Origin of the sequence: Escherichia sp. E4736, assembly GCF_005781225.1 — a bacterium.
GTDB lineage: Bacteria > Pseudomonadota > Gammaproteobacteria > Enterobacterales > Enterobacteriaceae > Escherichia.
In genome coordinates this window covers 52072-65879 of sequence record NZ_VATT01000017.1, presented here as the reverse complement: position 1 = coordinate 65879, position 13808 = coordinate 52072, and the positions used below count along the sequence as shown (strand labels likewise).

Here is a 13808-nt window from a genome sequence, read left to right as displayed (position 1 = left end):
GAAGTGAAGGACTTTCATGATCGAAGTAAAACACCTGAAAACGCTACAAGCGTTGCGGAACTGCGGCTCGCTCGCAGCCGCTGCGGCGACGTTGCATCAGACGCAATCCGCCCTGTCTCACCAGTTTAGCGATCTGGAACAACGCCTCGGCTTCCGGCTATTTGTGCGTAAAAGCCAGCCGCTTCGCTTTACACCGCAGGGAGAAATCCTGCTACAACTGGCAAACCAGGTACTGCCGCAAATCAGTCAGGCACTGCAAGCCTGCAATGAACCGCAGCAGACGCGCCTGCGCATTGCCATAGAGTGCCATAGCTGTATTCAGTGGCTGACGCCCGCATTAGAAAATTTCCATAAGAACTGGCCGCAGGTGGAGATGGATTTTAAATCGGGCGTAACGTTTGATCCGCAGCCTGCGTTGCAACAGGGCGAGCTGGATCTGGTGATGACGTCCGATATTCTGCCGCGCAGTGGCCTGCATTATTCGCCGATGTTCGACTATGAAGTGCGTCTGGTGTTAGCACCTGACCATCCACTGGCGGCAAAAACGCGTATCACGCCGGAAGATCTCGCCAGCGAGACGCTGTTGATTTATCCGGTGCAGCGTAGCCGACTGGATGTCTGGCGGCATTTTCTTCAGCCAGCAGGCGTCAGCCCGTCACTGAAAAGCGTCGATAACACCTTATTGTTGATTCAGATGGTTGCCGCACGGATGGGTATTGCCGCACTACCGCATTGGGTAGTGGAGAGTTTTGAGCGCCAGGGTCTGGTGGTCACCAAAACCCTGGGCGAAGGCTTGTGGAGCCGACTGTACGCCGCGGTGCGCGATGGCGAGCAGCGTCAGCCGATTACGGAAGCGTTTATTCGCTCAGCGCGCAATCACGCCTGCGATCATCTGCCGTTTGTGAAGAGCGCGGAGCGACCCACTTACGATGCACCCACAGTGAGGCCAGGATCACCAGCGCGCCTGTAATAAACGTTGGCCAGTGCGGCTGTTGGTGCCAGATAGCCAGGTTTACCAGCAGCCCTGCCGGAACGTGCATATTATTCATAATGCCCAGCGTTCCGGCGTCCACCTGCGTCGCGCCGTAGTTCCACATAAAGTAGCCAATCCCGGAAGCCACCACGCCAAGAAACACCAGAATGCCCCATTGCAGCGTGGTTTGCGGCATTTTCTGCGCATTTCCCAGCAAGAACCATGCAATCACTGCCACCAGAAACGCGCCAAGATAGAACCACGCAAAGGCGTTATGCTGCGGCATCGGGCGAGTTTCCATCAGGCGTTTATAGCCCACCATACCAATGGCAAAAGTGATATTGGAGAGTTGTACCAGCAGCAGGCCCGTCCAGAAATGGTCGGTGACCTGATCGTAGCGAATAATTCCGGCGCCAATCACCGCCAGCAAGGCGCTAAAGGCATAGCCCCAGCGCAGGCGGCGCTTGCTCATGATGTCATAAATCAGCGTGATGTAGAGCGGCGTCAGCACGGTGAACAGCAACAGTTCGGAGACCGTCAGGTAGAGATAAGCACGGAAACTCAGCATATACATCACGCCAAGCTGCATCGCGCCCACCAGCATATACAGGCCGACCGTTTTCAGGCTATTGCCACGGGTACGCAGAAACGGCAGAAAAACGAGTGCCGCCAGGCCAACGCGCACCAGCACCGCAAAATAGCTATCGACGTGGCCCGCAAGGTATTCGCCATAAAAGCTAAAGGAGAAGGCCCACAGAATCGTGGTGATGATAAGTAGCGCCACAATGGAAAACTCTTTGATTAACGAGTATCCATTGTAGCGAAGTATCAGGTTGACAACTGACCAAATAAAGAACGATTACGATAAATAGAGCTTACGCAGATAATGCGGCACTGCGTCTTCGGCGTTAGTACCAATCACTTCCAGCTCTGGATGCAGATCTTTCAGCCGTTGATGTGCGCTGCCCATAATGCAGCCTTTACCCGCCATCGACAGCATTTCGGCATCGTTCATTCCATCGCCAAAGGCAATACAATCTTGCAGGCTGTAGCCCAGTTTCTTCGCTACCGCTTCCAGGGCATGGCCTTTTGAAACGCCGCCAGCCATGACTTCCAGGCAGGTTAAGGTAGAGAAACTGACATTGACGCGATCGCCCCAGCGAGCGTTAATCGCTTGCTCCAGTGGCAGAAGTTTTTCATGGGAATCACTGGTGAAGAACACTTTGCTGACACCTTCTGGTTCCAGCAACCCCGGCTCATATAGCGCATATTTGAATACCGCTTCTTTAAAAAAGCGCATCTCTTCCGGGCGGTGGCGATTCATAAACCATTCGTCGTCGCGATAAACGTTAGTAATGATGTCCGGATTGTCGTTGACTACGCCAAACAGGTCACTGGCAATGTCGCGATCCAGGTTATGAGCAAAAACCAGATTGCCATCCAGATCGTGAACGCGCGCGCCATTGGAGGTAATCATGTAAGACTTAATCTCCAGATTATCGCGAATTTGCCCCACATCAACGTGGTGGCGACCAGTCGCAAACACAAAGTTGATGCCGCGCGCGGTGAGCAGCTTCAGAGTTTCTTTGGCGTAAGGGGATAACGTATGGTCGGGAGAAAGTAACGTGCCATCTAAATCAGACGCAACAACCTGGTACATAAGAAATTTAAACCTCTGTAGAGCGGTTTCCGCTGGGTGAGTTATGCCTGTTGAAAAAATCAACGATGGCGTGGAGCGCGACTGAGCGCATTGCGTCCTTTTCAAAAAGGATCTCGTGGTACGCACCTTTAATTACCAACGGTCGACCTCCTTCTACAGGGTGGCCCGCGGCGGCGCGAAGTTCACAAAAACGGTCGTGCATGCGGTTATCCACCACGCGCTCTTCTTCAGCCTGCAAAAGCAGCGTTGGCGTGGCGTCATCACCTGCTCCGGCTAACACCTGTTCTCCGGCCAGAATACTTTCACGTACCCAATGGTATGTCGGCCCGCCGACACGAATCGTTGGGTCATCAGCATAGAAGCGTAGATTGCGCCGATATCGCTGCCTGCTGTGGGTAAGCACGTTGATGGTAAACGGCAAGGCGCGCCAGCGCCCGGTGCCTATCGCATAGCCATCGCGAAAACGTGGGTGCGCTTCGGCCCAGTTTAGGATCTGCCGCGCCATAAATGACGGCATGCGAATCACAATGCCGAACATTGGCGCGGTCAGTGCAATGGCATCGCACACGCCAGGATGGCGTTGCAGGAACAGAGTGGAGATTGCGCCGCCCATCGAGTGGGCCAGTATATAGCGTTTACGCCACGGACCTGGCTGGACCTCTTGTTGCCAGAACGCCGCCAAATCATCAACATAATCATCAAAGCGATTAACATGGCCGAGATGTGGATCGGCTAACAGACGACCAGAACGCCCTTGCCCGCGATGGTCGATGATTAATACGTCAAACCCCAGTTGAAACAGGTCATAAGCCAGTTCCGCATATTTTACGTAGCTCTCAATGCGCCCTGGACAGATGACGACCACCCGGTCATGGTGCTGCGCGCAAAAACGGACAAAGCGCACCGGAATGTCATCCACACCAGTAAACTCTGCTTCATCACGCTGACGCCAGAAATCAGTCAGCGGTCCCATGGTAAAAGCAGCAAACGCTTTTTCTCTTGTTTCCCAGTCTTTTTGCTGCTGAAACATCGGGTAATCTGCCTCTTAAACCACGTAAAATCGTTTTTTTAAGCGTGCCTGACACAACGCTGCGACAGTAGCGTATTGTGGCACAAAAATAGACACACCGGGAGTTCATCATGACTTTAGAATGGTGGTTTGCCTACCTGCTGACATCGATCATTTTAAGCTTGTCGCCAGGCTCTGGCGCAATCAATACCATGACCACTTCCCTTAACCACGGTTATCGTGGTGCAGTGGCGTCTATTGCTGGTTTACAAACCGGGCTGGCGATTCATATTGTGCTGGTTGGCGTGGGATTGGGGACGCTATTTTCCCGCTCATTGATTGCGTTTGAAGTGTTGAAGTGGGCGGGAGCGGCTTACCTGATTTGGCTGGGGATCCAGCAGTGGCGCGCCGCTGGTGCAATTGACCTTAAATCGCTGACCCCGCCCCAATCACGGCGTCATCTGTACCAACGGGCCGTGTTTGTGAATCTCACCAATCCCAAAAGTATTGTGTTTCTGGCAGCGCTATTTCCGCAATTCATCATGCCGCAGCAGCCGCAAGTTATGCAGTATATCGTGCTCGGCGTCACCACCATTGTGGTCGATATTATTGTGATGATCGGTTACGCCACCCTCGCCCAACGGATCGCGTTATGGATAAAAGGGCCGAAACAAATGAAGGCATTGAATAAGATTTTCGGCTCGCTGTTTATGCTGGTGGGAGCGCTGTTGGCATCGGCGAGACACGCTTGAAAAATAATGTCGGATGCGGCGTAAACGCCTTATCCGACTTACTCTGATGACGCGTCTGGCATCAACGCGAAATAATCAAATGAATGCCAAATCCGGCAAATAACGCCCCGGCAAAACCATCAATCCACTTCGCCAGACGTTGATAACCACGGCGCATTTGCGGCAGGGCAAACAGGCTGGCAACGACGGTAAACCATGCCAGCGTTTCGACAATGATCAGCGCGAAAATGCCCCAGCGCTCAGTGGTGCCGACGTTATCGCCGACAAACAGCGAGAACACCGAGCCAAAGTAGATAATCGCTTTCGGATTGGCGAGATTAGTCAGTAAACCTTTCAGGAAACTGCGCCCGCTTTTCGCCAGTTCTACCTGTGGCGCAGGTGCAGAAACAACCTCTTTTTTCAGTGCACTACGCAGCATCTGATAACCCATCCAGCAGAGATACAGGCCACCACCTACCATAATCAGCGTATGCAGCCAGGCCATTTTTTCGATAATCAGATGCAGGCCAAGCAGCGCAATCCCAGCCCAAACCATTACGCCGCAGGTAATGCCCAGCACACCCATCATCGCTTCTTTACGGGAACGACTAACGGCGGTCTGAGAGACAAAAAAGAAATCGGGACCGGGGCTCATAAGCGCCACGATGTGCACCATGGCAACGGTGAGGAATAACATCAACATACAATTGACTCGCGGGGAAAACGTTTACGGAATCTTCATCCTGGCACTTTTTTATGCCGCTGACTACTCTTCGTCGTCGCCGTCAACATGCGCGCGGATAAGCGTCATAAACGGTTTACCAAAGCGTTCCAGCTTGCGCATCCCAACGCCGTTAACGCTGAGCATTTCGCTGGCGGTGATCGGCATCTGTTCCGCCATCTCAATTAAGGTAGCGTCGTTAAACACCACGTACGGCGGGACATTGCTTTCATCGGCAATCGATTTACGCAGTTTGCGTAATTTAGCGAACAGTTTACGGTCATAGTTGCCGCCGAACGATTTCTGCATCGCTTTCGGTTTGAGCGCCACAATACGCGGCACGGCAAGTTGCAAAGAGGATTCGCCACGCAGTACCGGGCGCGCGGCTTCTGTCAGCTGTAACGCGGAGTGCTGGGCAATATTTTGCGTCACCAGGCCGAGGTGAATCAGCTGGCGGATCACGCTCACCCAGTGCTCATGACTTTTATCACGGCCCATGCCGTAGACTTTCAGTTTGTCATGACCATAGTCGCGGATACGCTGGTTATTGGCGCCGCGAATCACTTCCACCACATAGCCCATCCCAAACCGCTGATTCACACGACCAATGGTGGAAAGGGCAATCTGTGCATCGGTTGAACCATCGTACTGTTTCGGCGGATCGAGGCAGATATCGCAGTTACCACATGGTTCCTGACGACCTTCGCCAAAATAGTTCAGCAACACCAGACGGCGGCAAGTTTGCGCTTCGGCAAATGCGCCCATCGCATTGAGTTTATGGCGCTCGATATCCTGCAATTGCCCTTGCGGTTTCTCTTCCAGGCAACGGCGCAGCCACGCCATATCAGCCGGATCGTAAAACAGCATCGCTTCCGCGGGCAGGCCATCACGCCCGGCGCGACCGGTTTCCTGATAATAGGATTCGATATTGCGCGGAATATCAAAATGCACCACGAAGCGGACGTTCGGTTTATTGATGCCCATGCCGAACGCCACCGTCGCCACCACAATTTGCAGGTCATCGCGCTGGAATTTCTCCTGCACATCGGCGCGAACATCGTTTTCCAGGCCGGCATGATACGCCGCCGCGCTAATTCCTTTACTTTGCAGACGCGCGGCTGTGTCTTCTACTTTCGCCCGACTGTTGCAGTAGATAATGCCCGACTTTCCCCGCTGTTCCTGCACGTAACGCATCAACTGATCGAGCGGTTTGAACTTCTCCATCAGCATGTAGCGAATATTCGGACGGTCAAAACTACTGATTTGAATTAGCGGATCGTTCAGCCCCAGCAGGCGCACGATATCCTGCCGCGTGGTGTCGTCGGCGGTGGCGGTTAGCGCCATAAACGGCAGCGTCGGAAAACGCTGACGCAGCTGACCGAGCGCGGCATATTCCGGGCGGAAATCGTGGCCCCACTGGGAGATACAGTGCGCTTCATCAACGGCTAATAACACCGGATTCCAGTGCGCCAGATGCTCAAGGAAGTTATCCAGCATCAGGCGTTCCGGCGCGATATAGAGCAGACGAATTTGCCCGGTACGGCAGCCTGTCATCACTTCAAGTTGCTGCTCTCGGGTTTGCGTCGAGTTAAGGCACGCCGCCGCCACGCCGTTGGCTTGCAGTTGATCCACCTGATCTTTCATCAACGAAATCAGCGGTGAAACAACCACGGTAAGGCCGTTTAGCAATAAGGCAGGAATTTGATAGCAAAGGGATTTTCCGCCACCAGTGGGCATGACGACCAGGCAATCGCGACCAGAAAATACGGTATCGATGATCTCTTCCTGACCAGGGCGAAACTGTTGGTAGCCAAAGGTTTCTTGTAAAACCTGCTTAGCTCCTGACTCCAGATTCAACACTTCCGCCTGCGCCACATTCACCCCGATTGCCTGAAATAAAAACAGGCGCTATTTTCAGCGCCTGCGCGAGAAACTGCAATGCTTTTAGTCTCTGAGAGGATAATCCTGGATGCTGGATTCCAGATTTGCCTTTCAATCAACTCGCATTAAAACAGGTCGTTTAGCATAACTCCCACACCGACGCGGGTCTGGTTAAAGTTATAGTCGATGAGCGATTCGCCATAGCCGCTGTAGACTTGGGTATAAAGACGCACATGTTTGGTGATCGGGTAGCTTAAGCCTAACTCCGCACCACCATAACCGGTGTTCCAGTTGTACTGCCCTTTCGCGCTCAGCACAGCATCACCGAGGTGATAACCAATTTTAAGCTGGTAGTAACCCATATATTTGATGATGTCCGGGTTATCGTCCGTATTACCGACGACATACCACGGCTTCACTTCTACCAGCCAGTTACCGTTCTCTGCCATCAGGCGGGTGTAGATACGGTTCCAACTACGGGATGTTGGGTCAGAACGTCCGTTAGAGTCGTGATTATAACCCATCTCTACATCGCGCAGCGTCCAGCCTGCAAAGCTGTAATCGGTGGCGAACCCGAGGAACAATTGCGGTTCATAGTTGGTTTCACGAAACGGTGATGACTCATCGCTATTAGAAAGCTGCCACCAGGATTTCTGTGTGTAGGAAGCGCCCAGTACAGAGTTTGGCCCCAAAATCCCCCGCCACAGCGGAAACGCCAGGCTCAACTGGAACTTTACTTCATCCTTACGCGCGTTCTCTGCCCAGTCGTAACTGGCAATAGCTTCTTTATTGAGATCGCTGGTTTGGGTGTAGATGATGTAGTTGGTGTCGTAAGGATAAAGGGTGAAAGGATTGTCATGCTCCTGCAACATATTGGCGATAATGCTGCCACGTACTGCTGGCGCGTCATGCACATCTTTCACCGTTGCCTCTTGCGCATTTGCCACTATCGGCAGCATACACATCGGCAACAAGCAGCCCAGTAGAGTCCGCATCGATCGTGTTCTCCGTAACGAATTATTGATTAGATGAATATTTTTTCTGCGGGCTATTTTACATACTTAACTCAATTGCCGTTAGTTATCCCTTCCTAAAGTAGAAACCAACAACAAAGAAGCATAAAATCAACATTTCATTAACCAATGAAGTGTAAGGATGATATGTCTGCCGTACTGACCGCCGAACAAGCCCTGAAATTAGTGGGTGAAATGTTTGTTTATCACATGCCATTTAACCGCGCATTGGGGATGGAGCTGGAGCGTTACGAAAAAGAATTTGCACAGCTGGCCTTTAAAAATCAGCCGATGATGGTTGGTAACTGGGCGCAAAGCATTTTGCACGGTGGGGTCATTGCGTCGGCGCTGGACGTCGCCGCGGGTCTGGTGTGTGTAGGTAGCACCTTAACCCGCCACGAAACCATCAGTGAGGATGAACTGCGCCAGCGGCTATCGCGGATGGGGACAATTGATCTTCGCGTCGATTATCTACGTCCAGGCAGAGGCGAGCGTTTTACAGCTACCAGTAGCCTGCTGCGTGCGGGTAATAAAGTCGCCGTCGCCCGCGTTGAACTGCACAATGAAGAACAGCTTTATATTGCCAGTGCTACCGCCACCTATATGGTAGGTTGAATACATAAAAGCAGGTAAACTGCTGAGACTTATGACAAACGCAAAATTGCCTGATGCGCTACGCTTATCAGGCCTACCAGAGAAATGCAATATATTGAATTTGCATGGTTTTGTAGGCTGAATAAGGCGTTAACGCTGCATCCGGCATGAACAAAGCACACTTTGTCAGCAAACTGAGCAGGTCAACTGCTATCAACAACAAAAAATGAGTTTTCCAATGGATGCAAAACAAACGCGGCAGGGCGTATTACTCGCTCTTGCCGCTTATTTTATTTGGGGTATCGCCCCAGCGTACTTCAAGCTGATTTACTACGTGCCCGCCGATGAGATCCTGACGCATCGCGTGATCTGGTCGTTTTTCTTTATGGTGGTGCTGATGAGCATCTGCCGCCAGTGGTCCTATTTAAAAACGCTGATTCAGACGCCACAGAAAATTTTTATGCTGGCAGTCTCTGCCGTGCTGATTGGCGGCAACTGGCTACTGTTTATCTGGGCGGTGAACAATCACCATATGCTAGAAGCGAGCCTCGGGTACTTTATTAACCCGCTGGTGAACATTGTGCTGGGGATGATTTTCCTCGGCGAGCGATTCCGCCGGATGCAATGGCTGGCGGTGATTCTGGCGATATGTGGCGTGTTGGTCCAGCTGTGGACTTTTGGTTCGCTACCTATTATCGCGCTGGGGCTGGCGTTTAGTTTTGCCTTCTACGGCCTGGTACGCAAGAAAATTGCCGTTGAAGCGCAAACCGGCATGTTAATCGAAACCATGTGGTTGCTGCCCGTGGCGGCGATTTACCTGTTTGCTATTGCCGACAGCTCAACCAGCCATATGGGACAAAACCCTATGTCGCTGAATTTACTGCTGATCGCCGCCGGTATTGTCACTACCGTACCGCTGTTGTGTTTTACCGCCGCAGCCACGCGCCTGCGTCTCTCAACGTTAGGCTTTTTCCAGTACATTGGCCCGACGCTGATGTTCCTGCTGGCTGTGACGTTTTATGGTGAAAAACCGGGTGCCGATAAGATGGTGACTTTCGCCTTTATTTGGGTGGCGCTGGCAATTTTTGTGATGGATGCGATTTATACGCAGCGTAGAAAAAGTTAAGCATTAACATGGGTAGGCCATTTAAAAAGCCTACCCACTGACTTATCTATCTTTTTTTGAAAAAAATTAAGATAAGAAAAAGTACGATATTTGTTACAGGAAATATACCCAAAACTCCCCAGTACTTACTCCATCCTAGAGACATTGTATATCTACCAAGGATTTGACAAAACCCAAAACTTAACCCTATACCTATACTTCTTAAATTTAATGTCGTAGTCAGGCTTAAAATAAATAGAACAAGGATGGTAATAGCCCACCACAATAACCACGCCTTAACAAAATCAGATTTTTTGCTGTAAGGTTCTTTACCCAAGAATAACTGCCAAAAGTTACCATTTCCCATATAGAATCCATTCACCCCAGATATTATTTATAGAATAAAAATACATTTCAATTATATTTAATTAAAATATACCCCATCAATAAAAACTTACACACTCTAAATTACTACTGTATAGTTATCAATACAAAGACTGCTATATTGCATAGATATAGCAACTTATATGAGCTAAATAATATATAAACTTCAATCCATCATATATATAACAATGTAAAAATGTTTAAATCATCCATCAGAAATATATTCTACCCATCCAGGCTTGAGCGCTTATCACGCTTGCAGTTCATAATCTATACATTAACATCATGGTCAATATTAATAACTTTGAATGATATCAACCTGGCTTTGAGTTTTATTCTGATCAACACTAATACATATGTGAATATCAACATCGGAGCTAAAAGAATAAGAGATACTGGATGTAAGGCAATCTACTTTGTATTGACTTCATTGGGTTTGACACTTTTTTCTATCATCTCTGCAGCAATTGAAGGGATGAGATGTGATTCATTAAGCGTCCAACTCAACGTGGCATGGATATTATTCACAACAATTATGTTATCTGTGATTCCCTCGGCTAAAATGTCGCTGTCAGCACACTAACTTACTCACAGCGACATCGTAAAGTTACAGCCAGTTCTTGCGCTTAAAGTACAGATACGGTGCCAGGCCCGCGAGGATCATAAAGATAATCGCTGCCGGGTAGCCGAAGCTCCACTTCAACTCTGGCATAAACTCAAAGTTCATCCCGTAGCTGGAAGCGACCAGCGTTGGCGGCAGGAACACGACGGACACCACCGAGAAGATTTTGATGATGCGGTTCTGCTCGATGTTGATAAAGCCCATCGCTGCCTGCATCAAGAAGTTCACCTTCTGGAACAAGGATTCGTTATGCGGCAGCAGGGACTCGATATCTCGCAGAATTTCACGCGCCTGCTCCAGTTGCCCACCCGGTAAGCGTGCTTTACGTACCAGGAAGTTGAGCGCGCGCTGGGTATCCATCAGACACAGGCGAACTTTCCAGCCGATATCTTCCAGTTCTGCCAATGTGGAGAGTGCCTCGTCGTACTCATCGCCCTGACGCCCTTCCATAATCACCCGGCTCAGTTGCTCCAGATCGCTGTAGATGTTTTCAATTTCATCCGCTAACTGTTCGATTTTGGTTTCGAACAGATCCAGCAGCAGCTCGTAAGCGTTACCGTCTACCATCGACTGGCTGCGGGCGCGCATACGATACAGACGGAATGCAGGCAGCTCGCGTTCACGCAGTGTAAACAGACGACCATCGCGGATGGTAAATGCTACAGTAGAGTTACCGGCGTGATCTTCCGCATCTTCAAAGAAGAAGAAGGAGTGAATATGCAGGCCGTCATCGTCTTCAAAGAAACGCGCCGATGCTTCGATGTCTTCCAGTTCCGGGCGAGTTGCCAGGCTCTGGCCAAGTTCAGATTGTACGCGCAGTCGCTCGTCGTCATCCGGTTCGACAAGATCAATCCATACTGCATTTACAAGGGGTTGTGACTCTTCGACTTCCAGCCGGGTCAGTCGGTTATTTTCCAGTTGAAATGCGCTCAGCATGACCGGGACTCCCAATGCTTAAAATATCGGACAGTTCGGTGGGCACACAGAAACAAATTGGGTTTCAGACCATTAAACAGCCTGACTCAGCGCGACGGGAAAATTGAGGTCGCTGACAACCGCTAAGGCTATCAGCAAAAGGGGATAGCCTTAGGAGTTGATCCTGGATGACAGGATAATGAGCCAGTATCTACTGGGTGTGTCCAAGGCGAATGTCCTCTTAGAGTGATCGTGCGCGCATGTTACGCCAGCAAAATTTTGCCGTCAACACGCAACAGAACACCACAGAACAATAGTTGAACTTCGCGCTTTTTGGTACTCGTCAAGGTCATTAACAGGATAAAAAAATCCCACATCCAGGACCTATAATGGCGCATCGGCTACTCATTGGTAAAGGAATGATCACCTTGAATCTCAAACGGATTTTTCTCGCCCTCACCTTGCTCCCCTTGTTTGCTGTTGCTGCTGATGACTGCGCGCTCTCTGCCCCAATGCTGACTGTGCGGGCGTATACCGTTAATCCTCAAACCGAACGGGTGAAAATGTACTGGCAAAAAGCCAATGGTGAAGCGTGGGAAACGTTACATGCGCTGCTGGAGGATATTAATAGCCAGGGACAAGTTCAGATGGTGATGAACGGCGGCATCTATGATGAAAGCTATTCACCGCTCGGTTTGTACATCGAAAATGGTCAGCAGAAAGTGGCGTTAAATCTCGCCTCGGGGGAAGGTAATTTCTTTATCCGTCCTGGCGGCGTTTTTTATGTTGCGGGAAATAAAGTCGGCATCGTTCGTTTGGATGCCTTTAAAGCCAGTAAAGAGATTCAGTTTGCGGTGCAGTCAGGGCCAATGCTGATGGAAAATGGCGTAATTAATCCGCGTATTCATCCCAACGTAGCCTCACGCAAAATCCGTAACGGTGTGGGGATTAATAAACAAGGGAACGCTGTGTTTTTGTTGAGCCAGCAGGCGACAAATTTTTATGATTTTGCCTGTTATGCCAAAGCGAAACTGGACGTCGAGCAGCTGCTTTATCTTGATGGCACGATTTCACATATGTATGTGAAAGGCGGGGCAATCCCGTGGCAACGCTATCCTTTTGTTACCATGATTTCCGTCGAGCGGAAAAGTTAAGCATTGTACACTCGAGGAGGCCAGACAAACTGGGGCTGGCTACACAGCAGGAAAATCATCAGATAAATGAAGGGAAACAAAAATGAAAAAAACGCTCGCAACGTTATTTTTATTAACGTGTCTGGGATCATCGTCCGCTTATGCGGATAACGCTTTGATTTTACAAACGGATTTTAGCCTGAAAGATGGGGCCGTCTCGGCGATGAAAGGCGTCGCTTTCGGCGTTGACCATAATCTTAAAATCTTTGATTTAACCCACGAAATTCCACCGTATAACATCTGGGAAGGTGCTTATCGCCTGTATCAGACTGCCAGTTACTGGCCGCAAGGTTCGGTGTTTGTCAGTGTGGTCGATCCGGGCGTAGGCACTGACCGTAAATCGGTGGTGCTGAAAACCAAAAACGGTCAGTACTTCGTTTCACCAGATAACGGTACGCTCACTTTGGTGGCGGAATCGCTGGGTATTGAGAGCGTCCGGCAAATCGATGAAAAAACCAACCGCCTGAAAGGTTCTGAAAAGTCATATACCTTCCACGGTCGCGATGTATATGCCTACACCGGTGCGCGTCTGGCTTCCGGAGCGATCACGTTCGAGCAGGTGGGGCCAGAGCTTCCGGCAAAAGTTGTCGAACTGCCTTATCAGAAAGCGAAAGCGACAAAAGGTGAAGTGAAGGGCAATATCCCGATTCTTGATATTCAGTACGGTAACGTCTGGAGCAATATCAGCGACGAGTTGTTGAATCAGGCGGGGATCAAACTCAACGATACGTTATGTGTGACCATTTCCGAAGGTTCCCAGCAAAAATACGCAGGGAAAATGCCGTATGTCGCCAGCTTCGGCGATGTGCCGGAAGGCCAGCCGATGGTGTATCTGAACAGCTTGTTGAATGTTTCCGTGGCGCTGAATATGGATAATTTCGCGCAGAAACATCAGGTTGCGTCTGGTGCTGACTGGAATATTGATGTGAAGAAGTGCGCTAAGTAAGGTGCTGATGCCGGATGCGGCGTAAACGCCTTATCCGGCCTACCGGGTGCCATTTCTGTAG

15 protein-coding genes are annotated in these 13808 nt (G+C 50.3%); 6 read left to right on the top strand and 9 right to left on the bottom strand.

The genetic code is table 11. From position 1 onward, the window contains the following. The first annotated feature begins 16 nt into the window (after positions 1-16). Positions 17-970: an HTH-type transcriptional regulator MetR gene (gene metR, locus FEK46_RS13605; protein ID WP_000573618.1), complete on the top strand. Its 954-nt coding sequence runs from the start codon at positions 17-19 to the stop codon at positions 968-970. Here the strand turns inward: metR and bioP are convergent. The 3 genes from bioP to pldB form a co-directional block, all read right to left on the bottom strand. Further along, the gene (bioP, locus tag FEK46_RS13600) at positions 858-1757 is read right to left on the bottom strand and encodes a biotin transporter (protein WP_001196238.1); all 900 of its coding nucleotides are present in this window, start codon (positions 1755-1757) and stop codon (positions 858-860) included. The genes metR and bioP overlap by 113 nt on opposite strands. A 75-nt stretch (positions 1758-1832) precedes the next feature. After that, positions 1833-2633, bottom strand: a complete 801-nt coding sequence (yigL, locus tag FEK46_RS13595; protein ID WP_130209446.1) for a sugar/pyridoxal phosphate phosphatase YigL — start codon at positions 2631-2633, stop codon at positions 1833-1835. A 7-nt stretch (positions 2634-2640) separates the two neighbouring features. Next, positions 2641-3663: a lysophospholipase L2 gene (gene pldB / locus FEK46_RS13590; RefSeq protein ID WP_135559140.1), complete on the bottom strand. Its 1023-nt coding sequence runs from the start codon at positions 3661-3663 to the stop codon at positions 2641-2643. A gap of 110 nt (positions 3664-3773) precedes the next feature. Between pldB and rhtB the strand changes: the two genes are divergently transcribed. Then, on the top strand, positions 3774-4394 hold the full coding sequence (gene rhtB, locus FEK46_RS13585; RefSeq protein ID WP_135559141.1) for a homoserine/homoserine lactone efflux protein: 621 nt from the start codon (positions 3774-3776) through the stop codon (positions 4392-4394). Positions 4395-4455: 61 nt separating this feature from the next. On the opposite strand, the gene rhtC is transcribed toward rhtB, so the two are convergent. The 3 genes from rhtC to pldA form a co-directional block, all read right to left on the bottom strand. Then, positions 4456-5076: a threonine export protein RhtC gene (gene rhtC, locus FEK46_RS13580; protein ID WP_000928845.1), complete on the bottom strand. Its 621-nt coding sequence runs from the start codon at positions 5074-5076 to the stop codon at positions 4456-4458. A 63-nt stretch (positions 5077-5139) separates the two neighbouring features. Further along, positions 5140-6969 carry an ATP-dependent DNA helicase RecQ gene (gene recQ / locus FEK46_RS13575; RefSeq protein ID WP_135559158.1) on the bottom strand — a complete coding sequence of 610 codons (1830 nt, stop codon included), beginning with the start codon at positions 6967-6969 and terminating at the stop codon, positions 5140-5142. A gap of 131 nt (positions 6970-7100) precedes the next feature. After that, positions 7101-7970: a phospholipase A gene (gene pldA, locus FEK46_RS13570; RefSeq protein WP_135559142.1), complete on the bottom strand. Its 870-nt coding sequence runs from the start codon at positions 7968-7970 to the stop codon at positions 7101-7103. 165 nt (positions 7971-8135) lie between these two features. Here pldA and yigI point away from each other — a divergent pair, with 165 nt between their 5' ends. Then, the gene (gene yigI / locus FEK46_RS13565) at positions 8136-8603 is read left to right on the top strand and encodes an acyl-CoA thioesterase YigI (protein WP_001277142.1); all 468 of its coding nucleotides are present in this window, start codon (positions 8136-8138) and stop codon (positions 8601-8603) included. Between the two features lie 217 nt (positions 8604-8820). Continuing rightward, a complete protein-coding gene (gene rarD, locus FEK46_RS13560; RefSeq protein ID WP_000339103.1) occupies positions 8821-9708 on the top strand; it encodes an EamA family transporter RarD in 888 nt (295 codons plus the stop codon). Between the two features lie 46 nt (positions 9709-9754). On the opposite strand, the gene FEK46_RS13555 is transcribed toward rarD, so the two are convergent. The 3 genes from FEK46_RS13555 to ysgD all read right to left on the bottom strand — a co-directional run bounded on the left by FEK46_RS13555 (position 9755) and on the right by ysgD (position 11836). Next, positions 9755-10054 (bottom strand): hypothetical protein, encoded by a 300-nt coding sequence (locus FEK46_RS13555; protein ID WP_135490600.1) that lies wholly within the window; start codon positions 10052-10054, stop codon positions 9755-9757. A 624-nt stretch (positions 10055-10678) separates the two neighbouring features. Continuing rightward, the gene (gene corA, locus FEK46_RS13545; RefSeq protein WP_130209436.1) at positions 10679-11629 is read right to left on the bottom strand and encodes a magnesium/cobalt transporter CorA; all 951 of its coding nucleotides are present in this window, start codon (positions 11627-11629) and stop codon (positions 10679-10681) included. A 150-nt stretch (positions 11630-11779) separates the two neighbouring features. Further along, on the bottom strand, positions 11780-11836 hold the full coding sequence (gene ysgD / locus FEK46_RS23715; protein ID WP_212723238.1) for a YsgD/CorL family protein: 57 nt from the start codon (positions 11834-11836) through the stop codon (positions 11780-11782). A gap of 161 nt (positions 11837-11997) precedes the next feature. On the opposite strand from ysgD, the gene FEK46_RS13540 reads away from it, so the two are divergent. Beyond that, the gene (locus FEK46_RS13540; protein ID WP_135559143.1) at positions 11998-12762 is read left to right on the top strand and encodes a phosphodiester glycosidase family protein; all 765 of its coding nucleotides are present in this window, start codon (positions 11998-12000) and stop codon (positions 12760-12762) included. An 82-nt stretch (positions 12763-12844) separates the two neighbouring features. Then, positions 12845-13747, top strand: coding sequence for an S-adenosyl-l-methionine hydroxide adenosyltransferase family protein (locus FEK46_RS13535; RefSeq protein ID WP_131162271.1), 903 nt, complete (start codon positions 12845-12847; stop codon positions 13745-13747). The last annotated feature ends 61 nt before the right edge of the window (positions 13748-13808 follow it).